Origin of the sequence: Cupriavidus campinensis, from assembly GCF_905397395.1 — a bacterium.
GTDB lineage: Bacteria > Pseudomonadota > Gammaproteobacteria > Burkholderiales > Burkholderiaceae > Cupriavidus > Cupriavidus campinensis.
Map to the genome: position 1 here is coordinate 14,859 of NZ_CAJPVH010000050.1, position 23,881 is coordinate 38,739.

Genomic DNA, 23,881 nt, shown 5'->3' on the forward strand with positions numbered 1-23,881 from the left:
GCCGCCGAATCACCTCAAGGTTTCAGTATTTAGTTGTTGGCCCCTTGCCGAAGCATCGGACCGTACGACAGCGTCGAGGGCATGATCGACGATTGTACGGACGGGCTGCCGGCGTCAGCGCTGAACGCCTGCGGCGGGTACAGCGTCGAGATGTCCCCTTGCCCACGCACTTCGGGCACGGGAATCTTCGGCGTTACCGGGCCGTTCATCTTGCCGCCCTTGCCACCAATCGCACCCGTGTCCTTGCCGGTGTTGGTGTTGTTCCCGGCAGGAGGCGTGAAGCCAGGCATTGCCGTGGACGAGCCGGGCGACAGCACAGGTGTTTTCGGCGATTCGACTTCGTAGTGCCTGACCGGCGTGGGGTCGGCTGCCGGCGCCTTCCCGCTATTCGGCGGGTACAGCGTCGAGGCATCCCCTTGCCCACGCACTTCGGGGACGGGAATCTTCGGCGTTACCGGGCCGTTCATCTTGCCGCCCTTGCCACCGATCGCACCCGTGTCCTTGCCGGTGTTGGTGTTGTTCCCGGCAGGGGGCGTGAAGCCAGGGACCGCCGTGGACGAGCCGGGCGACAGCACAGGTGCTTTCGGCGTTACGACTTCGTAATGCCTGACCGGCTTGGGGTCCGCTGCCGGCGCTTTCCCGCTATTCGGCGGGTACAGCGTCGAGGCATCCCCTTGCCCACGCACTTCGGGCACGGGAATCTTCGGCGTTACCGGGCCGTTCATCTTGCCGCCCTTGCCACCGATCGCACCCGTGTCCTTGCCGGTGTTGGTGTTGTTCCCGGCAGGGGGCGTGAAGCCAGGGACCGCCGTGGACGAGCCGGGCGAGAGCACAGGTGCTTTCGGCGTTACGACTTCGTAATGCCTGACCGGCTTGGGGTCCGCTGCCGGCGCTTTCCCGCTATTCGGCGGGTACAGCGTCGAGGCATCCCCTTGCCCACGCACTTCGGGCACGGGAATCTTCGGCGTGACGGGGCCATTCATCTTGCCGCCGCGACCGCCGATCGCACCATTGTCCTTGCCGGTGTTCGTGTTCATCTTGGCCGGCGGGTTGAACCCAGGCAACGCTTGCGACGAGCCCGGCGAGCCGATGAACGGCGTCGGGATCTTCACTTCCGGCCACTTCTTCGACGGCACTACTTCACCGTCGCTACCGCCTGGCGTCGACGGCTTGGCGCCCGCGTCAGGCGTGGACGGCTTCGGCATGTCTGCCGGCGTCAGCGGCCGCGCGTTGTCCGGCTTCACCGGCTTGACGGACTCGGACCCTGCGGGCGGATGCATCGTCGGCGTGTCCACCGGGATGATGCCCGGCGTCAGCGGCCGCGAGTTGTCCGGCTGGATCGGACGTGCCGTTTCCGGCACGGCCGGGCGCACGAACTCAGGCGTTGCCGGCGGGCGAACCGGCGTGATCACAGGCTCCGTGCTCGACGGCGTCGGGCGTGTGCCGTCTGGCGTGGGGCGTGTGCCGTCTGGCGTCGGCTTCGGCGAAGGCTTCGGGGTCGCGTCGCCTGACGGCGTGTCATACCACTTGCTATTGCCACCGTCCGGCTTCTTCTTGCCGGCGCCCTTCATGTCGCCGATACCGGCCGTGAAGGAGATCTGGTTGCCAGATTCCTTCTCGTCCCGGATCGACTCGGTCATCTTGGTCGCGTCGGTGTTGATGTTGCCGTTCACTTCGCCAGCGTTCAGATTCATGCCGGCGATCGTGGCGTTTTGCCTGTCTTCCTTGTGGATCTCGTCAACCGTCTCGCCATAGGCGTTGAGCGTGCCCAGGCCAGCCCTGCTGATGCCGCCGCCGCCGCCGCCGTAACCGCCGTCCTGCTCGATCTTGTCGGTGAGTGAGGCGACGTTGACCTTTCCATCGACATTCAGCTTACCGTTGCCACTTCCGTCCACGAGGTGGGAACCCTTCATGTTCAGGTCCCCACCGATGTTGCCCTCAAACGAGTTCTTCCCGGTGATGCCACTCTGTTCAGCCGTGGTCCGGTCGTTGCGATGTTCGCTGCCGCCACCGCCTTGCACCGATGCCGTGGGGATGATGGCGCCGCTGGTCGTGATCGCTGCGCCAATCGAGCCGCCCCAATGGCCCTTGGTGGTGTTGCTGTCAAACTTGTCTTGCACCGAGGTGACGTTCAGGTTGCCGGCGATGTCCATCTTCACATCGTTGGCGTTGGCCGTGGCCCCCGTCAGCGTGGTATCGCCGCCCGATTTGATGCTGAGCTTGTCTGCATCAAGGGTCGAGTTGGTGTACTTCGTCGACGAACTGCCTGACCGCTCATGGGACCCACTGACGTCGATGGAGGTACCCATGCCGGCGCCGAAGGCGGACACCGAAGCGCCAGCCGACACGCCCACGTTGAAGCTGTCTGTCGAGGACTTCGTTTCGTCCCAGGTTCTTGCCGCGTTCATGGCGATGTTGCCGCCCGCCTCAAGCGAAGCCTTGCCCGCGACATCGATATCCACGCCGTTGAGCGTCATATCGTTCTTCGCGTTCAATGCCATCTCGCCAGCCTTGATATGCGAAATGTTCTCGGCGCGGTTGCTGCTGGAGCTATTGGTCTTCGAGTGGTTCATGCCGAAACTGACGGAGCCGCCGACCAGGTCGTTGAAGACCAGGTTCGACACATCGCCCGCCACCTGCAGCGCTGTCATGCCCGCATCGGTGCTCTTGCCATCCTGCGTGGCCTTGGTGCCCAGTTCGCCGTACTTGTTCGCGGCATCGGCGATGGAGCTATGGCCCTCCGCCTTCACGCCGATGAACAGTTCCTCGTGCGACTGCTTCACGTCGTGACGATCGACATACTTGGTGGTCTTGATGTCGTCGGCCGTCATGGACAGCTTGCCCGGGGTAGTGATATCCGCACCCCCAAAGTCGATGGTCTTGCCTTCCATCGAGAGGCCACCCGCGCCGAACGACAGGTTCGCGTTGTTGTGCGTCATCGACTGGGTCGTGGTCTTGTCGGTCGTCTTGCTATAACCGAAGGACGCATTCGCCGTATCCGCCATCGGCGCACGGCCTGCCTTCTTGCCGCCGGTGCTGTTCGACTGACCGTCGTCGTTCGGATTGTCACGGTGCGCACGGCCCGCATACGAGCCGGAGCCTTCCATCGTGTTTGAGTTGGCGTTTGCCGTGTGGCCCGTGGCATTGATGCCGGCGCCGGCGCCGAACTGGCTCACCTCGCGCTCGTCATGCGTGTAGCCATAGTTGGTCGACGTCTTGATGTTGATCTCGTTGCCAGCCTTCATGTAGCCCGCCGCGCCGGAGTACTGGCCGCCTTCGAGCTCGATGTTTTCCTTGCTCTGCATGACCAGCGCGTTGCCCGCGTGGATGCTGCTGCCCATGCCGACGGCGCTCGCCTCGGTGTGGCTCTCCTTGATGTAGTTGGTGCCGCCACCGACATACGAGTAGTCGTAGTCGGAATCGAGCTGGTGCATTTCGTTGGACTTGATGCTGCCCTTCGTGGCGTTGATCACGACGTTTTCGTTCGCCGCGATATACGCGCTGTTCAACGTGACATCGGCACCCTGGATCGCCACGCTGCCGCCCGCCGTAATGGAGTCGTCAAACTCGTGGACACGGTGCTTGCCGTTCTGGTCATAGCCAACGCTGGCCGTGATGTTGACGGAGCCCTGATCGGCGAGCAGCGTGACGTTGCCGCCGCCCTTGACGTAGGCGCCGCTGTTGAGCACGTTGCCCTCCGTGGAAATCAACGCCACGTCGCCACCGGCCTTGATGCCGCCGGTCATGCCCGCGCTGATGTTCACGACATCGCCTTCGGCCTTGATGAAGACGTCCTTCTTGGCGACGATCGAGCCACTGGCGTTGGTCGCCTTGGTGGCGTCCACCACTACGCTGCCGCCTGCGCTGACCACGGCGCTGCCGCTGGCCTCGCCGTTGCGGATCTGTTCCTGCGTCTTCGGTGCCAGGTACACGCGGGGAACCAGCACGTTCTCGCCCTTCACGGATTCCGTGACGAACCAGATAATGTCCGTCTTCAGCCCGGCCATCTGCTCCGGCGTCAACGGCTTGCCGACTTCCAGGGTGGCATAGAGCGGGTCGACGGCTTGCCGCGACTTCGTGAAGGTGGGCTTGGCGGCGGCCGCCGGCTCGCTTGCTTCCGTCCCGCCGGTTTCTCCGAGTCCGCGGCGGCTGGACACCACCCGGCTGGACACCACCGCAGCGTGGGGGTCGACGTCCTCAACCATCACCAGCCCCATCAACGCGCCCGCGTTGTCCATAAGCATCTTGACCATGTCGGCGCCTTGCACGCCATCACGGACCGCGAAGAACGTACCGATCTCCTCGTTCAGCTGCCGCCGGATCAGTTCGTTGATGAAGTAGTTGTCACCGATGATGTTGGCCGGCTTCTGGGGATCGTAGCCCACTTGATTGAAGAAGTAGGCACCACCGTAGAAGTCATTCTGGTTGATGTACTTCATCTGTGTTTCGTACATCGGCACGACTTTCTCATTGCCTGGCGCGAGCGGCCTGCCTGCCTTGAGGTCGTTCCATGCCTTGGAAACATTGAACATGCCGGTCACTTGGAGCAGGTCCGCCAGCGTGGGCAGCGTGCTGATACCCATGGAGAGTTCTTCGAACTGCTTCGGGTTCACCACTACGTCATAAGGCGGGACCGAGGCGTCCACGGTCTGGTCGCCAACCTTGACCTGGATGGCCTTGTTTTGCTGCTGCACACCGCCGATACCGTTGGTGAACTCACCGCCGGTATGGACGAAGTTGCCACCCGCCGATATCGAGGCTTTTTCCGCCGGCAGGAAGTAGAACTTCTGGGTCTTGAGCTCGGCGTACTGGTTGCCCGAGACTTCGCGCCAGCGTGCACGCAGGTCGGCATTGCTGGTGGCCTTCCACGTCGGTCCGAAAATCTTTGACATGACCGTGTTGAACGTGGCGCCGTCCATCTGCTTGAGCATGGCGATGGGGTCGCCGTTGTTGAAGTGCCGTGCCCACGTGGAGGTCGGCTCCGCCGAACTACCCCAGTTCTCCGCGTACCGTAGGAAGTCGTACTGCTCCATCGTGAGCGGGTTGTACTTGTACGTCTGGAAGATCGTATCGAAGAACGCGGCCAGCGTCGGGAAGTTGAGAGTCGGGCTCCACCAGTTGGAGAGCCTGATGCTCTGCTCGAGCGGATTGTTCAGGTAGTCCATGAGATCGACCGACTGACTCTTGGACTCGTTGACCAGGTCGCCCTTGACGAGCAGGTTGCCGGCCGCGGCAATCGTGCCGCCGAGGTTATGCACCAACGGCGTCGGGGCGGCTTCACCGGCAGCGCGCTCGATCTTGACATCCCGTTGATTGATGTAGAGATTGCCACCGGCGGAAATATCGGCCACCTTGTCCAGCTCGATGTTCGAGATGAACGTCGGCAAGGTCATGGCCAGGCGGAACTCGTACGTCGAGGCGATGCCGCGTCCCACTTCACGATAGGCTTCTTCCTTGGAACCCGGACCAAACGTCACATCGGATTCGTTGTAGTCGGACAGGTTCTCGAGGCGGTCCGCGTCGATGGCCATCGTGCCTTCGCTGCGGATGGTGCCGGCGCGGTTGTAGATCTGCTTGGCCGCCAGCGACATCGAGCCCTGGCTCAGGATGTTGCCGTTACGCTCGTTTTCGATGGTGCCGCCCAGGGCTTCCAGGGAAACATCCTGCATGCCCCAGATCAGGGAGTTCCGGCTGTTCTTGATGTTGTCACCGGCAAGCGCCACGGCCCACCCGCTGAGGATGGCACCGTTGTTGGTGATGTCGCCATCGGCATGCAGATCGATCGTGCCGAGATTCTCCAGCCGGGTCGTGACGGTGGCATTGCCGTCAGTGTGCATCTTGAGCCGGCCTCCGGCGAAGAACGTGCCGGTTGTGTCATCGAACACCAGGTTCTGGCGGGTGCGGAAGTCAACCTCGCGACCGGCGGCGATGGTGCCGTTGGTGTTCGAGAAGCTGTCCACGTTCACGATAGCGTTGGTGTCCGCCTCGATCGTGCCGTGGTTCTCGAGCCGCGCGGTCGTTAGATCGATGTTCTGGCCGACCATCGCTGCACTGTCGTTGCGAATCTGGTCCCGGACGGCAAGCCCGAGATTGGCACCTTGCGCGACGATGACCGCGCCGGCAGTGTTGTGCAGCTGCGAGGCCGAGACCGTCATGTCGCCGGCACTGAGCAGCATGGCGCCGCTCGCGTTGTCCACGGTATTTGCCGTGATGCCCAGTGCGCCGCCGGCGGAGATCTGCGCCGCGTACTTGACTTCCGTCTCGCCTTCCCCTTCGCCTTCCCCTTCGGTCGCAGCCTCGGTCGCAGCCTCGGTCGCGGGGTCGGAGGCGTTAGAGTTCGTCAGTGTGTTGACCCCGATGGTTACGTCGCCGTCGCCACGAATCACGCTAAAGGCGCGGTTGTTCAACGTGTCGGCCGCGAGTTGCAACGCACCGCCGGACATCATCATGCCGCCGGCGTTGTTGTCGATGGTCTGACCGACCATGGACACGCCTTCACCGCCCTGGATCCGGCCGCCCGAGTTCTGGATAGTAGGCGCCGTAATCGTCAACGTGCCGTTGGCGCCGAGGATGGCCGCCGCGTCTGCCGCCGCCGATGCGGTCTTGGCGTTCTCGACGCTGAGCCCCTCGATTGTCAGGTTGCCACCGGTCTGGATTGCCGAGTCGGTGTTGACGAGGGTGTCCACGTGGAGGTCGACATTGCCGTTGGCGACGATGTTCGCCGCATTGCGGTTGGTAAAGCGCTCCACGGCGTCGAGTGCCACGGTGCCGCTGGACTTGATCGAACCGGCATCGTTGTGCACGGTCCTCACGTCGTGAATCGACAGGGCGTTGCCTGCCAAAAGCTGTGCACCCTGGTTGTCCAGGATGGCAGCGCCTGCAATCGTCAGGTCGTTGCTGGCCAGTGTGACAGCCCCGTTCGCGTTGGTGACGGTTGCCACGTCCGAGATCGAGACGTTGGTGCCCTGCATGCGGGCGTCATCGTTTGTCAGCGAGTCAGCATGCTGGATCGACAGGCTATCGATCCCGGCGACAAGGCCGCCGTTCACGTTGCGCACCGTGCCGCTGTCGCGCATGTCGACCGTTTGCCCTTGCATCGAAGCGTCGTCATTGGTGAGTGCGCCGATGCCATCCAGGCTCAGCCCGCTCTGCGCGACCAGGACCGCCTTGTCGCGGTTGGTCATGGTCTCGATATTGCGAAGCTGCACGGCGTTGCCCTGCAGCCAGGCGCCATCGCGGTTGACCAGCGTCTTGACGCCGTCGATGTTGACCGTGCCGTCGGCGAGAAGCGTGCCGGCGTTGTCGATGCGATCGGTGACGCCCAGTGTGGCGTTCCCGCCCGCTGCGAGCCGACCCGTGTTGTCCAGCGTGGCCGCGGTGATATCGAGGTTGCCATAGGCAAGCGTTTCCCCGCTGTTGGCCATGCTGGCGGCACGGACGGCGATCTCCACGGCGGACATGGAGCCTGCATTGTTGGCCTGTCCGGCCTTCATGTCGATGTTGCCGTTGGCGGTAATCATCCCCTGGTTCAGCATCATCCCGGCGATGTCGAACTCGAGGGTGCCGTCGCTGGCGAGCGCCACGCCGCCATCGTTCGTCATGCTCGTTGCCTTGACGTGGATGTTGCCGTGGTTGGCGGCGAGGCGCGCCGAGGAAGCGAGGATCACGTCCTGGAGAACGTTGCCTTCCGCATCGCGCACGACATAGTTGCCACGTTCGATCTGCACCACGGCGCCTTCGATGCGTTCGCCCGTAGGCCGGACCGCGAAGAGCTCGCCTTCGATGCGATAGTCGCCCACATTGATGCGCAGGCTCGGGACGCTGACGGTCGTGGCGTCGTCGCGGAGCGAGAGAATGTCAGCGGCGCGCTGGACCAGCGAGCCGGCGTCAATTGCAATCGTGCCTCGCTGGCTGACCAGGTTCGCGTTGACGCCGACGGACTGGAGCGCGCGGATGGCGATGTCGCCATGGCTGGTCAGGCCGATCCGGCCGGTGTCGGGCGTACCGTTGATGGTGACGCTCTTGCCGGCGACATTGATGTTGCCCTGCGTGCTCTGTGCGGCGCCCAGCACGATATCGCCGTCGGCGGTGACGGAGATGTCGCGTTCGCCGAGGATGATGCCCTGGTGGCGCACGCCGGCGCCACTATCTGTGGCGACCAGTTCGATGCGGCCGCCGTACATGGAGCCGAGGTGGCTCGCGTCAATGGCGATGGGCTCTACGGCTTGTGCGCCGGGCTTGGCCACGTGCGTGCGGGTTGCGGGGTCGTATTCGGTTTGGCCGGCAACGATCTTGATGTCCGCAGGACCCTGGATCTGGCCGTTGATCTGTGCGGTACGGCTGATGATGTCGAAGTGGGTCAGACCCGCCGTGGAAATGCCGGTGCCCTCGATGCTGACCGCGCCACCGTCCACGCCCAGGCGCACGCTGCCATCGGGCTGGCCCAGCACGCGGCCGGTGGACAGCGTCAGGTTGTTGGCGTTGACGGTGCTGGCACCGTTCACCTGAATGCCGTTCGGGTTGGCGATCAGCAGATCGGCCTTGCCGCCGAAGATTTCCATGGCGCCATTGAGCGCGCTACGGCCGCTGCCGGTCACTTCGCCGATGATCGCGCGTGCCTGGCTGTTCAACTGCGGGTTCTTCATTGCCTGGCCACCAATGGCGGAGACGCCGTTGGCCATGCTGTTATTGAAGACCACGCCGTTCGCGTCGACGTTGAATTCCTTGAACTTGTTGTGCGAGATGCCGCGCTGGTTCGGGTCGACGATGTTCACCAGCGGCGTGCCGTTGGCGGTCTGGTTCATGGCTGCGCGCTGGGCTGCAGCCTGATCCGGGACGATATCGGCGCCGGCGATGGCCGGCATGATGCCGATCAGTGCGGCGCATAGCGGGCGCAGGCGCGCCGGTTGCATCGGCTGGTTAGCGGTGACCGGGGTGTTGCCGGTGGCGCGACGTTGCGCTCTGGATGACTTTGACTTGTTCATGATAGAGGTGGGTTTCAGGTTATGGGTGGCGCAATGGATTGCGCTCAGTAGCGAAGGTCTAGCCGATAGTTCAGCGCTCGTGCCAGGGTCTGGGATTGAGCAGGAGACGCAATTGGCCAACCATAGGAAAGTGAACTGGTCAGGTACTTGCCGGAAAAGCGAAAGCCGACGGCAGCACCCATGACGTACTCCGGCTTCGAGCCCGGGGCGTAGTTCTTGACCACGCCACCGTCATAGCCGACGAAAGGCGCGACCTCAATGCCGCCGAGTACGTTTGCCCGGAGCGGGAGCCGCAGGGTGTTGGACAGGTAGGCGCCGCTATCGCCGTAGAAGGCGGTGTCCTTGAATCCGCGCACCGTGTACTCGTCGCCGATCGACAACCGGGCATCGGTCACCAGCGTGTTGGGCGAATACTGGAAGCCGGTTCCCACGTCGTACACGAAGTCGACGTTACCGACCTTGAACGGGCGCGTCCACGTGGCCATGCCGTTGAACTTGGTGAAGTCGGTGTCGAAGCCGGCGAGGTCGGGATCGCTGCGCCATGCGCCGCCCATCCACGGCACGCCGAAGTTCACGCCGAGGTCGGCATAGAGCCAGCCGTTGGCCAGGGTACCCACATGGGTCACGCCGGCGCCGACTTCTGAGTAGCGCTTGCTGTTGATGCTTGTCTGCGTGCCCTCGATACCGTTGGTATTCGAGCGGTTGGCGAACTTCATATAGCCGCTGGTCTTGCCCTGGGCGTCACGGTGCAGCACGCGCGAAAGCTTGAGGTTCAGGCGCTGGGACGTGCCGTCGCTGGCGTAGCGGCCGAAGTAGCCGTCGATCATCTTCTCGTACTGCGAGCCGTACCATGAAGCATCGAAGGTCCAGTACCCGATCGGCAGGCTGTAGTTCACCGAACCGATGCGCTGGCTATTGGCGGAGTCCTTGAAGTCCTGCTGCGCGTAGTAGGCGGAGATGGAGTCGTTCAGGCCGAGCACGTTGTTGATGCCGAAGTTCGTGGAATACTGGTTCCACCCCTCGACCTCCCGCCCGCTGTTGTTGACGCCGATGCCGAAGTTCAGAAGCTTCGGGTCCTCGCCAGTGACATCGAGCACCGAGCTGCCGACTTCGTCACCGGGCACGATCCGGATCTTGTCATTGCCGCCACCCCTGACGAGGTTGTCGACGGCCTGGTCGATATCCTGGAGGTTCAGTCGCGCGCCCTCGGCGAACGGCATGGCACCGAACAGGCGCAGTGTGTCGCGGATGCCGTCGACGGGCTTGCCGTTGCGGGTCATATCCTTGATCGTTCCCCACTTGACCTCGAGTGTCAGCGTCCCGCTCTTCAGCGTGCCGGGATGCACGGTGACCACGGTAGTGACGTAGCCGCGTTCGATGTAGTGATTGGTCAGATCGCGCACCACCGCCATGATCTCCGCGGCACCCATGGTCTTTCCCTCATAGGCGGCGAGAATGGCCTTGGCTTCGGCGGAGGGCGAGTCGTCACCCAGAAGCTGGATGTGCGACACCAGGAACGTCGCCTTGTTCTGCAGGGGCTGCTCCTTGGCGTCGGGCGCGGGCGTGACGGCGCGGTGTTGCTCCGAGAACGCGCGCTCGCGCTCGATTTCCTTCTGGATCTGCTCCTGTTGGCGCTGACGCTCCAGATGGTCCATGTCTTGCCGGGTATCGCGCGCGGGGGTGGCGATCGCACTGCTGGTTGCTATGCCCAGGGCTGTTGCAACGGCCAGCCAGCCGGTTTTTGTCTGTTTCACTTTGTCACTTCTCTTCAGGTGCATGCCGAGCCGGTCGGTATGCAGTTATGCAGGAACCTTTCGTGTCGGTTAGCGAATGTTGAGGGTGAAGACCGCGTAGGTATCGATCGTGCCGGCGGTCGGCGTTGACGCCGGCAGACGGTAGATCCGCGCGTTGTAGTTGACGGTCTTGGCGCCGTTGATAGTGCCGAGCGAGATCTCCCTGCCCAGCTTGACTCCCATGAAGCCGGAGGAATCCAGTAGCTGCACGGCGAAACCCTGGGCCGTGCCGTCGTTCTCGATCAGGCCCGTTGTCGTGTAGCCGAAAGGCGCCGTGCCGTTGAAGGTGATGCCGACTGCCGCGGGATTGGGGCAGGTGAACTTCAGCGGAAATTTGACGGCCGGCGAGCCCGTCTTGGTGGACAGGTCCGAGAGTGCGTGCGTGCCGAGATCGACATAGACGTCGGAAGTCACCGCGCAGCTCTTGACGGCGATGCTGATCGGCGTCATTAGCTCGATCCGTACGGCAGTCAGCTGATTGCTCGACGTGTCCGGCGCCAGCAGCGTCCCGATCCCGAGGGTTGTCGGATTCATGGTTCCCGAAGTGATGGGGCCGGTCTGCACGAACTCCACTTTCACGGTCGTTGCCGCGATCGTGCAGCTGCCGGTTTGCGTGGCGCTGCAGCGCAGGGCGTTCGGCCACCACGTGGTGGCGGGCCAGCGAAGCCGGTAGCCCAGGCCAGGGATGGTCGTGCTGTAGACGTTGGTGACCGCTGTCTGCGCCGAACCAACAGCCATCGTCGTGCGGATTTCCGCATTCACGTTCGCGCCGCAGGTGTAGTCGAGATTGCCGAGCGGAATATCGCGTGTGGCCAGCACCGTGCCGGGCGCGCCGTTGGTCGCCGCGGTGATCGAGCTGATGCTGACTTCCGCGCGCAGCGGTTGGCCGCCGTTCGAGGTCAGGCTGCACGTTGCAGCGGATGCCGCCGGCATGCCGACGAACGATGCGAGTAACGCCGCGCCCGCGAGAAGGAAATTCAGGCGTTTCATGATTGCCCCTCTTCGCCTGGCGCACCAGGCACTGCGTGGCGTTCCGCCACGGTTTCACACGTCACGTCGAGAACCGTCACATCCTGGGTCTTGCTGGATGCGGCAGTGGCGGGCTTCGTGTACTGGGCGACACATTGCTGTGCCGCGTCTTTTCCGGCTCCCCAGGCCACGGTGAGTGCCTTGTCGGCCGAGAGATCGCTGGCGATGACCGTGCCTCCGCCGCCGACTGTGCCGATCAGGTTGCCGTCCGCGTCCACCACGGTGGCGCCGAAGGGAACGAGGCTGCCGTTGGCCTGCCGGATGCGCAGCACGGCGGACTCGGTATGGCGGGAGTCGAACGTCAGCTTGACCACGGCGCCTGCCGTGGGGGCGGTCATGAGCCGTGTGTTCTCGACCTGAAGACCCATGTCGGCGTCCTTGAGGTCGAGTTCGACGTTGTTCCACTGGTAAGGCGACACGTAGGGCACCACGGCATAGCCGTCCTTGCCGATCCGGGTGTGCTGGTAAGGCAGCACGCGCGCCCCGGCCGCACCGTCGGCCTTCACGAGTGCTACGGTGTTGCCCAGTTCGCTGGCGAAGTTCACGCCATCGCCATGGATCAGCACGCCGCCGCTGACATTCGCCCCAATCGAGTTGGTGTGCGGCGAGCGGCCGTACGAGACGCTGCCCTTGACGGCGTCGGCGGTATAGCCGAGCGCACCGCCGAAGGACACGTCGCCGCCGGTGGCCGCATCGGCCCAGGCGCTATACGAGGTCTGCGCGCGTTCCCCGGCGCTGCCGGAGAGGGTCGTGCGCAGGTCAGACTGGCCATTCATGTGCGAGGCGCTGACGCCCACGGTCGCCGGGTTGACCGCCGACCGCCCCAGGGGCATCGACAGTGACAGGAGGACACTGTTTTCATCCCTGCCAAGCGCGTTTTTCGTGCGGCCAACGCTGAGGTTGTATCGAACGGGGCCCAGACTGTTGCTGTAGCCGGCCTGGAAGCTCAGTTGACGGCTGTGGTCTTCCCAGTGCCGTCCATAGGACCCGGTGAGGAACAGGTTGCCGTACTTCTGGCCGAGGGCCTGCGTGATGTTCACGTCGAAGCGGTCGCGCAGCCGAAGGGGCTCCCGATCGCTATGGCCAAGCCGGAACTCGCGCAGATGCATGGTGTCCATCAGCGAGTAGTAGCCGGGGCTGGAGTAGCGGTATCCGACCAGGCTGAAATAGGTGCCCGTCGAGAGTTGCTTGCCGAGGCTGGCGCGTACGCTTTGTCCGGCCTTGTCGCAATGCGCGGCAAAATCCACGCACATCGCGTAGGACTGGGTGATATCGAGGCCCAGCGCGCCGAGCGGCGTGTTGACGGCCGCACCCGCCATGGCGGCGGCATAGTACGCCGGCGCGGTGATCTGCACGCCGCCATAGAGGGTAATGTCGTTGGTCAGGCCATGCTGAATCGTGCCTTCCATCAGGATCGGCGCGTCGGAGATGGATTCGTCGCGAATCGCACCCCCGGTAACGCTGTACTTCGTGTAGCCCTCGCGCAGCAACTGCGCGATGCTGCCGTAGGGCACCACGAACTGCTGGGTCTGCCCATCCGCCTCGGTCACCGTGACTTCGAGGTCACCGCCATAACCGGTGGCGTAGAGATCGTTGAAGGCGAACTCGCCCGGCGGGACGTTGCGCTCTAAGATGACATTGGAGGCCTGACGGACCGTGACCACCGCGTTCGACCGCGCCACGCCGCGGACCACAGGCGCGTAGCCGCGCAGGGAATCCGGCAGCATCCGGTCATCGGTGGCCAGCGTCACGCCGCGAACCGGCGTGGAGTCGAACAGTTGTCCGGTGGTGTTGGCATCGCCAATGGTGGTTTCCGACTGAATAGTGGGCAAGGCCCGCTGCGCGTAGGCGGATACGTGGTCCCAGCGCGTGGGCTGGCCTTCGTTGGACGACACGGTGCCGTAGGAACGGAATCTCCAGGGGCCGAAGTTGAAGTTGCTCTCCAGCCCACCATAGAGGTACTGGCCGGAGTGCCCCCGGCTGTTCTGGTTGTTGGTGTAGCTGAGGTTGTACCGGAAGGTAGCCGCGGTGATGCCTTCTTCCAGCACCTCGGGCGGCACGTAGCCGCGCACGTTGTAGCGCAGGAAGATTTGCGGAATGGTGACCAGGAGCTGCTGCTCGCCAGCCTCATGGACCTGTGCGCCACCGGTCACCAGTTCATCGAGGAATGCGCAGGTGCCGTCTTCGAGCTGCCGTAGCTGGCGCTCGGGATGCAGGCCGAAGCGTGCCACGAGCGATTTCGGGAAGCAGGGCTCGAGCTGGCCGGAAATCGGATGGCGAGCGAACGACAGGGTATGCGTACCGTAGGGCGTGTCGTTGACGATGACCTCTACCGGATGCTCGCCTTCAGTTACCGATTCATCGCGCTCGAAGCGCGAGAGGTCGATGGACTGCCCGAGCGCGCGGACGAAACCACTTTCAAACTGGACCTGCTCGCCGTTCGATGCCGTGGCACCGCTGTTGCGCCGGGGGTCGCGGTTCTCCTCGACCATTGCCATGGCGGGCGCCGTCGCGAGCAAGGCGGCGCCAATTGCGACCGCGCGCCGCGCAAAACGGGCGGGTACGCGGGCAACATACGACGAACGGGGCAGCGTAGTCATCTCAGCCCCCGACCGTCAGTGGCACGCTTACCGGCACGAATGCGCCCAGTTCGGTGATGTAGTTCAGTTCGAGCGTCAGCGGGCCCGCGGCGCCAGCGGCGGCACCCACGAAGCGGAATGTCTCGTCGGCATTCGGCTTGGCCAGGCCCCCAGGTACATCCGAACGCTTCTCGCCTTGCTTCAGCACCAGGCTGGCAAACGAGATATGAATCGGGCTGCGGTTCGCACACGTGACGACGTAGTCATCGCCGTCCTTGCGAACGCGCCATGCCATGGCTTCGGCGGCGGTGACGGTATCGCCCTTCACGCCGGCCGGTCGATAGAACAGCTTGAGCCGCGTGCGCAAGGCGATGTTGAGGCGGTTGTCTTCCGCCTCCGGTTCTGCGTTCGCGGCTGGCGTGGCCTTCGCCGGAACTTCGAGGACGTTGAGCCAGAAGACCGATTCCTGTGTCTGCGGCAGTGCCGCGACCTCGGCGGTCTTGAAAATGCGGACGACCTGGGCCTTGTCGCTGTTGATGCGGGCCACAGGGGGATTGACGATGAACGGGGTGGCCTGCGCGCCCGCCTGGACGGTGCCGTCGGCTTGCTCTTCACCGGCATCTAGCCAGATCTGTGTGAGCACCGGCCGGTCGCCTGTATTCGTCAGGCGTACGGTCTGCTCCTTTTGATTTCCGTCAAAGACGATACGTGTGCCGGCGACCTGGATCGCGGCGTGCGATGGGCCGGCAAGGATGGCGAGAGCCATCATCAGAAAATGTAGCGGTTTCATTTTGATCCCTTTTCCTTGACACGTTCGTCTGCCATGCGATGCGCGAGGCGGGGGTGTCATGGCACAGCGCACCACCGCAACCTGGGTCGCGGTGGCGATAGCACAGACTTAGTTGTAAATAATCGAGTACACGACATCAGTCGAAACGGTACCGGCGGTGGCTGCGCCACCGGTGGCTACGTACTGAGCCCAGTAGTCGAACTGCGCGGCGTTGTTGGCGATCGTGGCCGTGCTGGTGGGCGTGCTCGTGAACAGGTTCATGACGGACTTGGCGCCATTCAGCAGGCCAACTTGCACGCGCGTGGCGCGGCCGGTGCCGGTGGCGTTGCGCAGGTTGCCGGTGGCCTGGTCGATGTTGGTGCTTTGCGCGGGTTCGAAGTACACGCTGGCGACCTTGCCGTTGGTGCAGTTGGTACCCGACAGGCGCATCCAGAACGGCGTATCGCCGGCGCGCTCGCCGTTGGCCGCCAGGGCCGTGGCGCTCACGCGCGGCAGGCCGACGGTGAAGTTACCGGCGGACTGGGCCGTCACGGTTGCACCGCCACCCGTTACGGTGCAGGTGACGTCGGAGATGGTGCCGGTGAAGGTGATGCGGCCATCGTCAGCGGCGGCGGAAGACGCGGCGGCGCCCAGTGCGCACACCATGGCTGCGTAGCGGAGCGCTTTGCTGGATCGGAGGATTTGTGTGATGTTGGTCATGGTTAGGTTCTTAAGGTAAATGCCATGCAATCCATGGCTGAGCGAAATTTACATCTCCAGTAGGCATCCCTTAAATCGGAGATTCTTTAAATTCGAAGTGCGATAACTATTTGATCCACATCAAAAAATGCGGCATGCAGTACCCTAAAAAAATGAAGGAATTACTATTAAAAAAAGTCGTGAATTTAAAGAAAATACGATTGCCCAGGCGGCGGCGCGAGCTTGCCGGGGTGGCGGCAGGGCCGCTTGCCGTCAGGCGGGGGAGGAGGGCGCTGTGGCGCAGAAAGGGGGGAAAGGCGGACGAAACGAGGCGCTGACGCGATTGACGGTCAGGCTGTCAGCCGAAAGGCGGGGGAGGGACGAGGACGCGTGTCCTTAGTCCACGATGTGCAGCGGGAGCGGCTGAAACTAAGGTTGTTGCGACTTACGCTTCTGCAGACGAGCCTTCACGGCCATCACCGGCGCGCGCCGGGCGACGACTTCCACCAGCAGGAAGCCGTCCATCTCGGTCTCGTAGACAGTGCGCCCGCAGACGGGGCAGGGTGCGTGTTCCTTGCGTGGGGTCCTCACAAGGCCCAGCCGGTATTCGCGGATGTGGAGCGTCGCGCCGCAGACGCATTCCACTGGCTCGATGTGGTGCATGCCTCTCCTTGTCCTGGCCGGCGAGGTGACCTGCGCCGTCCTGATGTCAGGGATCACTCTGGATAGTAGTCAAGGCTCGCCCTATCGGAAACATGGGTTTCGCGAGGGCAAACCACCGTATTCCAGATCACAGTGTCGGACCAGTCAATGGATCAGAAAATTGCGGTCACGCCGTGGCGGCCTGCATCACGCGGTTGCGGCCGCCGCGCTTGGCCTCGTAGAGCGCCTCGTCGGCGCGGCCATACGCGTGTTCGAAGGTGCGGCCCTGGGCGGACCAGCTCACGCCGAAACTTGCCGTGACCGGGCAGTCCACCGGGGAGGGGAAGCGATGCGTGGCGATGGCATGGCGCATGTCCTCGGCCAGCACCAGCGCGTCCTCCAGCGGGACGCCCGGCAGCAGCGCGGTGAATTCCTCGCCGCCCACGCGCCCGATGGCGCCCTCGGCATCCACGGTGTTCTTGAGACAGGCGGTCACGCCGCAGATCACCGCGTCGCCCACCGGATGGCCATAGGCGTCGTTGAGCCGCTTGAAATGGTCGATGTCGAGCACGATCATCGACAGGCTCCCGCGCGCCAGCGCCGCCGTGGCGCGGTCGATCACGGCGCCGCGGTTGAGCGCGCCGGTCAGCGTGTCGTGCGTGGCGCGGTATTCAAGTTCCTGCGCCAGCTCCTGGAGCCGGTGGTTGAGCCGGTTCATCTCCAGTTCCTCGCGGTCGCTGCGGCGGATCAGCCGGCGCGTCTCGCGCATCAGCCGCTCGTAGTAGCTGATGAGCTGGCCCAGCGTATGCCGATACGACTCCTCGCCGGCATCGACATCGCAGAACACGGCCTTGGCATGTGCCAGGACGCTGTTCTCCGATTCGAACAGGTCGGGCTCGGACATGATGGCGGCGGGCGGGTTCAACTGCCGGTGGTCGCAACGTCGTGGAACGCAATCGCGGGAAAGTCGTCGTGAAGTTCCTGGCCGAATTCGAGGATGGTGTCGTCGTCCTCGTCGTGGAACCAGTGCAGTGCGATGCGGTTGCCGCGCTCGGCGGCGTCGTTCAGCGCGTCGAAGATGCTGAACAGCATCTTGGTGCTCGAACTGTTGAAGTAGGTCAGCGCCACGTTGACCGTGACCGAAACCCCGTCGCACGCGGCCAGGTACTTGCGCAGGCGGGCGATGGCCTCGCCGTAGAACACGGCGGCGTTCTCGGGGTAGGACTCGCCCTTGAGCGAGAGGATGTGCCGCTCGAAGTCGAAGCTCACCTCGGGCGAGGAGGGCGTGGCGGCGATAAACAGGTTTTCCATGGCAGAGGCTCTTCCCGAGACGTCAGATCGTGGCGACGAGCTGGAACATCGTCGATCCCGGATCCGTGTCGATCGGTTGAAAGTTGTATTCGAGGGGCGCGCTGGCATCGCGCGCCATCGTCAGGAAGCCGAGCCCGGCGCCTTTGCTGCCCTCCGGCGCCTCGGCGCGCAGGGTCTGCTTGTAGGCTTGCTTGATCTCGTCCAGCGTCATCGTGCGCAGCGGCTCCAGCGTGGCGCGCAGCTGGTGCACGCGCACCGTGGCCACCGGATTGGAACACATCAGGCGGTAGTGCTCGTCCACCATGCTGATGCACACCGAGCCGTGGCGCAGCTGGCCGCGCTGCTGCTCGCTCTCCGGCGTGGGCGAGGTCAGGGCGTCCGAGGAATAGTGGACGATGTTCTGCGCCATTTCCACGAACGACGAGAACAGCTTGCGCCGCGTGGCGCCATCGACCCCGCTCACGGCGAGCTGCAGGCGTACCGCGTCGGACATGGCGGCGATGATGTTCTGCGAAAAGTAGCCGACGTAGTAGAAGATCACGTTGCGTTCCCGAGCCATCGCGAAAAACGGCTCATATTCCTTGTCAATCGATTGTGCGGCGTTCATGTGTCGTGCGGCCGGTGGGGCGCTGTAAGAGGCTGGCGCGGTGTTATCGGGCGCGGAAGCAGAAAAAGGTCAGGTCGTCGCGGCGCCGGTGCTGCCCCTGCCAGGCACGGTGCACCTCGAGCACCGCCTGGCTGATCTGCGCCGCCGATGCCGCGCGGCTGGCGCAGATCGCCTCGCGCATGCGGCGCTTGCCGAAGGAGATCTCGCGCGGGCCGCCGATCTGGTCGATCAGCCCGTCCGTGGTCACGAAGGCCACCGTGTCGGGCGGCATCGGCACGGCCGCGTTCTGCCACGCGTAGTCCATGCCGGTGTCCACGTAGCCGACGCCCATGCGGGCGCCGTTGATCATCTGGCCTTCGCGGTCGCCGGGGTGCAGCACGAACAGCGCGCACTTGGCGCCGGCAAAGGTTAGCGTGCGCGTGGCGTTGTCGAACCAGAAGAACGCGGCGTCCATGCCGTCGTCGGATTCGGCGATGCCGCGCTCGCCCCGCTGGCCGTCCTGCCCGTCGATGTGGCCGTCGATCTGCCCAAGCATCTGCTTGATGCCGCGATTGAGGGCCGCCAGCAGTGCGCCGGGGTCGCGCGGGCCCTGCTGCTCGATGGCCTGCGTCAGCAGCGACGAGGCAATCAGCGTCATGAACGCGCCCGGCACGCCATGGCCGGTGCAGTCGGCCAGCGCGGCGAACCAGCCGTCTTCAAACGCCGCGAAGTGATAGAAGTCGCCGCCCACCACGTCGCGCGGCTCCCAGACCAGCGCGGCGTCCGGCAGCGTGGCGGCCAGCGTCTGGCGCGACGTGCGCAGCATCGCCCGCTGGATCGTGCTGGCGTAGTCGATGCTCTGCATGATCTGCCGATTGCGCTCGGCCTGCATGTCCGCCACCACGCGCATCAGCTGCAGGCCATGTCCCAGACCGATGAACTTGCCGTCGCGGGCGATGATGAAGCCTTCCGCCAGCGCTTTCTCGCCGTACTCCACCGCGCGGAAGGTCAGCGCGTCGATGCTCATGGCGGCGTCCACGATCAGCGGCTCCTTGTCCATGAAGGCAATGCAGCTCTTGCGGTTGTAGAGCTCCTGGTGGTACGGCTTGCTCATCTGCGACAGGAAGATCGACCGGTTGATCAGGCCGATGGGCTTGTCGCGTTCGGTCACGGGCAGGCAGTTGAGGTCGCGGTGCAGCGCAAAGACCTCGAGCACGTCCTGATTCGTGTGGTCGGTCGTCACGGACGGCGTGATGACGGCCAGATCCTCGGCACAGGGCTGCCGGAAGCGCAGGCGGGCAGCGGAGGGATCAACCAGAACGCCAGACATGACCGAAGGAACCAGGGTGGGGAAAGTGGCCCAGATCTTACGTTCGGTGCATGTCGGCTATGTGACGGTTTTCCTTGTAAATCAATGGTTAAAGCCCCACTCGAGTGGGGTGGCGGCATTAGCTGTCGGTGCCGGTCGACGGGTCGTCCGTGTCGTCCGGCGAATGTCCCAGCGCGCGCCCCAGCAGCGGCCAGCGTTGCGCCGCCGCCCGGGTCTGCACTGCATCCTGCTGGTCGAAGTAACGCCGCGCGTCAAAGCCTTCGACATGCCGGCCCAGGGCGTCGATATCGCTATAGGCGCCCGGCGTGCCGCGCGGCACCGGCAGGGTCCTTGGGGACTTCGGCGCTTGGCTCATTTCTGCTCCACCCAGACGCCATCTGGCGTATGAATCACATAGCCCTTGCTCAGCTTCATGGTTACGGTGCCCTCGTTCTCGCCCACCATCGCCGTCTGCGGCAGGTTCTCGCTGTAGCTGGGGGTGGGCGGGGCACCCTGGCGGAACGGGCTGTCCGCCACGAGGTTGAACAGCAGCTGCGACAGCGCCAGGAAGCTGGACGGCGCGTCAATCGTCACCATGCCGCCCGCGGCCGTAGTCGGCAGGCCCACCAGCTTCACGCCCACCGGCACATGGACGATGCGCGGCGTGGGAATCTCGCGCAGCCCGGAAATCTGGTTCTCGTCGCCACGCAGCGCCGCGCCATGCTCCGGCACGAAGACCACCACCGCCTTGCGGCCGGACTTGCTGATGGTCTCGATGATCCGGTCCACGTCCTCGAGCAACTTGGCCAGCCGCAGCGGGTAGGACTCCAGGCTGGTCAGCCGCTTGCCCGGCAGCCGGTTGCCGTCGTGCAGCGTCACCGTGTTGAAGTAGAGCGCCACGGGGCCGCTGTTCTGCTGGAGGCGGCGCTTGTACCAGTGGTCGAAGGTGTCGTAGTCGCCCAGCACCGGGGAATCGTCGAAGGCGCGCATCGCCACGGGCACGCCCTCGTTGGACTCGGGCTGCACGCCCGCCACGCCGACTTCCTTGTCCACGAAGCTGCGGAAATTGTCGAAGCGGCCATCGTGGTTCAGCAGCACATGGGGGCCGAAGCCGGCCTGGGCGAGCGCTTCGAACAGATGGCATTCGGCGGGCGCCGGCGAGTACAGGTCGGCGTGGGGCTGCTGGCCGCACGAGGCGCGCAGCAGCCGGATGGCGGCCGGCCCGCTGTAGCTGGCGGCGGAACTGAAATTCTTGAACAGGTAGTCGAAGCGCGTGAACAGCGGGTGGTTGCTGGCCTTGGCGGCGTCCAGGTCGTCCCACGACAGCGAGCAGATGTGCAGCACGATGATGTCGAACTGCGCGTCGGGCGTGGCCGTCAGCGGCTGCGCGGTGGCCGACCGGGTCGATTCCTGCTCGCGGAAGGCGGCCAGTTGGGCGTCGTAGCCGCCACGCACGGCGAAGTCGGCGCGCGGAGTGTCCGCCGCGCGCGCGGTCATCTGGTTGAGGCGCGTCGGCGGGTTGCCGTCGCCGGTGCCGTGCCAGAACGGGATGGCGATCAGCGCCAGCAGCACGAAGGATGTCACCCGCACCCAGCGGTTGATGATCAGGTAGAGCAGCACCGCCAGCCCGATCGCCACCACCATCTGCAGGGAGACGATGCGCTGCGCCAGTTCGAGCAGGTAATCCGGCGTGAACGCGCGCACGTTCGAGAACTGCGACACCACGCGCGCGAACGGCGGCAGCGTCGATTCCCGGTAGGCCAGCATCGCCCCGACCCCGATGGCGATGAACTGGCGCAGCACCCGCAGCGGCCGCGACTCCATCGGCGCCGCCAGGAACAGCGCGAACACCAGGTTCGTCAGCCAGTGCGGCTGGAGGTGGCCCGTGTGGAACAGCCAGAGCTTGGCGAGGAAGTAGAGGTTCCAGATTCCCATGGCGATGTGAGGTTCGGCTCCTGCGGCGTGATGGCCGGCGTGATGGCGGGTGTGAGGGCTTAGGGCTGGCGGGGCCGGCGGCGCCCGATCAGCAGGTCAACCGCCTCCGCGCAGGCGTCGTAGAGGCGCAGCAGGCCCTGGTAGCCCATCTCGATCACCTCCTTGAGGCTGCGCAGCGGGGCGTCGGCGTGTTCGTCGTCCAGCCAGTCGATCCACGCGTCGGCGCGGCCGAAGGTGCACTGGATCAGTTCGATCTCGCGCTCGGCGGTCAGGCCCTCCATCCGCACGCCGAGGTGACGGTTGACGTTGCGCGTGACCACGCCGGGGAAGTGATAGGTGCGCGTGCCGCGCGCCAGGCAGACGCCCACGCGCGCCCCCTCGTCGAGCGTCACCTCCACGGGCAGCAACAGGCCGAGCCCGCCCATCGAGTAGTTCTCGGTGCGGCAGGCCAGCGTGGCGCCGTCCGGCAGCAGCAGCGTGGCCGGCACCCGCATCGGAATGCGGTGGGAGACCCGCACCTGCCGCGCCTCCCGCGCCACGCCCACGGCGGCGCCGAGCATGATCAGGTTGGCCAGTGCCCAGCCCATGTTCATCAGCACCGTGGCCGGCTCGTCGGTGCTGCCAAACAGCAGGTGGCCCACGCCAACCGCCAGCCCGACCACGTTGAGCGCCAGCAGCACCAGGTAGGGCTTGGAGATGGTCCAGTCGAGGTAGTCGTCGGCAATCTGCCCGCCCTTGGCCGTGACATTGAACTTGCCCAGGCGCGGGTTGATAAAGGCCACCGTGGTCGGCAGCACGATGTACCAGGCCAGCACCGATTCGTAGACCTCGGCCCAGAACGAATGACGGTAGCGGCCCTGCAGCCGCGAGTTGGTCACGTTGGCCACGAACAGGTAGGGCAGCACGTAGGCCATGATCAGCAGCGCCGAGGTGTTGATCACGTGCAGGCCGAAGTACAGGTAGGCGATCGGCATGGTCAGGAAGATCAGCCGGGGAATGCCGTAGAAGAAGTGCAGCATCGCGTTGCTGTAGCAGATGCGCTGGAACAGGTGCAGCCCGCGCCCGAGCAGCGGGTTGTCGATGCGGAAGATCTGTGCCATGCCGCGCGCCCAGCGGATGCGCTGCCCGATATGGCCGGACAGGCTCTCGGTAGCCAGCCCCGCCGCCTGCACCGTGCGACGGTAGGCGCTGTTGTAGCCCAGCCGGTGCAGCTTGAGGGCCGTGTGGGCGTCCTCGGTGACGGTTTCCACGGCAATCCCGCCGATCTCCAGCAGCGGGGCGCGTTTGATGACCGCGCAGGAGCCGCAGAAGAAGGTGGCGTTCCAGAAATCGTTGCCGTCCTGGATCAGCCCGTAGAACAGGCTGCCTTCGTTCGGCACGCGCCGGAAGGTGTCGAAGTTGCGCTCGAACGGGTCTGGCGAGAAGAAGTGGTGCGGCGTCTGCACCAGCGCGCACTTCGGGTCGGCCAGGAACTCGCCCATGGTCATCTGCAGGAAGGACCGGGTGGGGATGTGGTCGCAGTCGAAGATCGCGATGTACTCGCCGTCCGTCTTCGCCAGCGCCTTGTTGATATTGCCGGCCTTGGCGTGGAAATTGTCCTCGCGCGTGAGGTAGCCCACCCCGGCCGCCGCCGCGAAGTCCCGCATCGCGGGCCGCCGGCCATCGTCGAGGATGAACACGCGCAGCTTGTGCGCCGGCCAGTCCATGCTCAGCGCCGCGTACACGGTGGGCTGCAGCACCGCCAGCGACTCGTTGTAGGTGGGGATGTAGACGTCCACCGTAGGCCAGGTCTCCGGGTCGGCCGGCAGCGCCTTGGGCCGGCGGTTCAGCGGCCACGCCGTTTGCAGGTAGCCCAGCCCCAGCACGATCCAGGTGTAGACCTCGGCCGCATAGAGGAGGTAGCCCACGGCGGCCTCGGTGGCCGTGGTGAACTGCAGCGTCTGCGTGGAGCGCCACCAGATATAGCGGCCCGCCATCAGCGTGGAGAGCACCATCATCGCCAGCGTCGGCAGCCGGCCGGGAATGCGCCGCAGCACCGTCAGCCCGATCCAGACGATGGCGAACAGCAGCAGCTGGCTTGAAAACGTCAGCGGCGTGGTGCTGATGACCGCACCGGCCAGGCAGGCGAGCACCAGCGATGTGGGCACCGCGAACGGGATGCGGCCCACGCGGGTGGCGACGGCTTCCACGCCATCGCCCACGCGCGCCCAGTTCACGCGGGGCAGCCGCGCGGCAACGCGGCGCC

At 64.7% G+C, this 23,881-nt stretch carries 14 protein-coding genes; all 14 read right to left on the minus strand.

What is annotated here, in order from left to right; genetic code table 11:
- Positions 1-29: 29 nt before the first annotated feature.
- Complete coding sequence (locus tag KHO18_RS22095; protein WP_211943909.1) at positions 30-8,984, minus strand: two-partner secretion domain-containing protein; 8,955 nt, start codon at positions 8,982-8,984, stop codon at positions 30-32.
- Between the two features lie 44 nt (positions 8,985-9,028).
- Positions 9,029-10,738: a ShlB/FhaC/HecB family hemolysin secretion/activation protein gene (locus KHO18_RS22100; RefSeq protein ID WP_211943910.1), complete on the minus strand. Its 1,710-nt coding sequence runs from the start codon at positions 10,736-10,738 to the stop codon at positions 9,029-9,031.
- A 69-nt stretch (positions 10,739-10,807) separates the two neighbouring features.
- Complete coding sequence (locus KHO18_RS22105) at positions 10,808-11,767, minus strand: fimbrial protein (RefSeq protein WP_144201889.1); 960 nt, start codon at positions 11,765-11,767, stop codon at positions 10,808-10,810.
- Positions 11,764-14,304 (minus strand): fimbria/pilus outer membrane usher protein, encoded by a 2,541-nt coding sequence (locus tag KHO18_RS22110; protein ID WP_211943911.1) that lies wholly within the window; start codon positions 14,302-14,304, stop codon positions 11,764-11,766. The genes KHO18_RS22105 and KHO18_RS22110 overlap by 4 nt, the downstream gene beginning before the upstream one ends.
- A gap of 103 nt (positions 14,305-14,407) precedes the next feature.
- Positions 14,408-15,175, minus strand: coding sequence for a fimbrial biogenesis chaperone (locus KHO18_RS22115; RefSeq protein WP_186296960.1), 768 nt, complete (start codon positions 15,173-15,175; stop codon positions 14,408-14,410).
- Between the two features lie 108 nt (positions 15,176-15,283).
- On the minus strand, positions 15,284-15,874 hold the full coding sequence (locus tag KHO18_RS22120; RefSeq protein ID WP_211943912.1) for a fimbrial protein: 591 nt from the start codon (positions 15,872-15,874) through the stop codon (positions 15,284-15,286).
- Positions 15,875-16,282: 408 nt separating this feature from the next.
- Positions 16,283-16,516, minus strand: coding sequence for a hypothetical protein (locus tag KHO18_RS22125; RefSeq protein ID WP_144201883.1), 234 nt, complete (start codon positions 16,514-16,516; stop codon positions 16,283-16,285).
- A 166-nt stretch (positions 16,517-16,682) separates the two neighbouring features.
- A complete protein-coding gene (locus KHO18_RS22130) occupies positions 16,683-17,399 on the minus strand; it encodes a GGDEF domain-containing protein (protein ID WP_144201881.1) in 717 nt (238 codons plus the stop codon).
- 17 nt (positions 17,400-17,416) lie between these two features.
- Complete coding sequence (locus KHO18_RS22135) at positions 17,417-17,806, minus strand: DUF1987 domain-containing protein (protein WP_144201878.1); 390 nt, start codon at positions 17,804-17,806, stop codon at positions 17,417-17,419.
- 22 nt (positions 17,807-17,828) lie between these two features.
- Positions 17,829-18,413: a SiaB family protein kinase gene (locus KHO18_RS22140; RefSeq protein ID WP_144201876.1), complete on the minus strand. Its 585-nt coding sequence runs from the start codon at positions 18,411-18,413 to the stop codon at positions 17,829-17,831.
- 43 nt (positions 18,414-18,456) lie between these two features.
- The gene (locus tag KHO18_RS22145) at positions 18,457-19,722 is read right to left on the minus strand and encodes a SpoIIE family protein phosphatase (protein WP_211943913.1); all 1,266 of its coding nucleotides are present in this window, start codon (positions 19,720-19,722) and stop codon (positions 18,457-18,459) included.
- Between the two features lie 118 nt (positions 19,723-19,840).
- Positions 19,841-20,077 (minus strand): BcsR/BcsP family cellulose biosynthesis protein, encoded by a 237-nt coding sequence (gene bcsR / locus KHO18_RS22150; protein WP_144201872.1) that lies wholly within the window; start codon positions 20,075-20,077, stop codon positions 19,841-19,843.
- Positions 20,074-21,636, minus strand: coding sequence for a cellulose biosynthesis protein BcsG (bcsG, locus tag KHO18_RS22155; protein WP_211943914.1), 1,563 nt, complete (start codon positions 21,634-21,636; stop codon positions 20,074-20,076). Before bcsG ends, bcsR begins: the two co-directional genes overlap by 4 nt.
- A gap of 59 nt (positions 21,637-21,695) precedes the next feature.
- A partial coding sequence (bcsA, locus tag KHO18_RS22160; protein ID WP_244844989.1) for a UDP-forming cellulose synthase catalytic subunit occupies positions 21,696-23,881 on the minus strand: 2,186 nt, incomplete at its 5' end.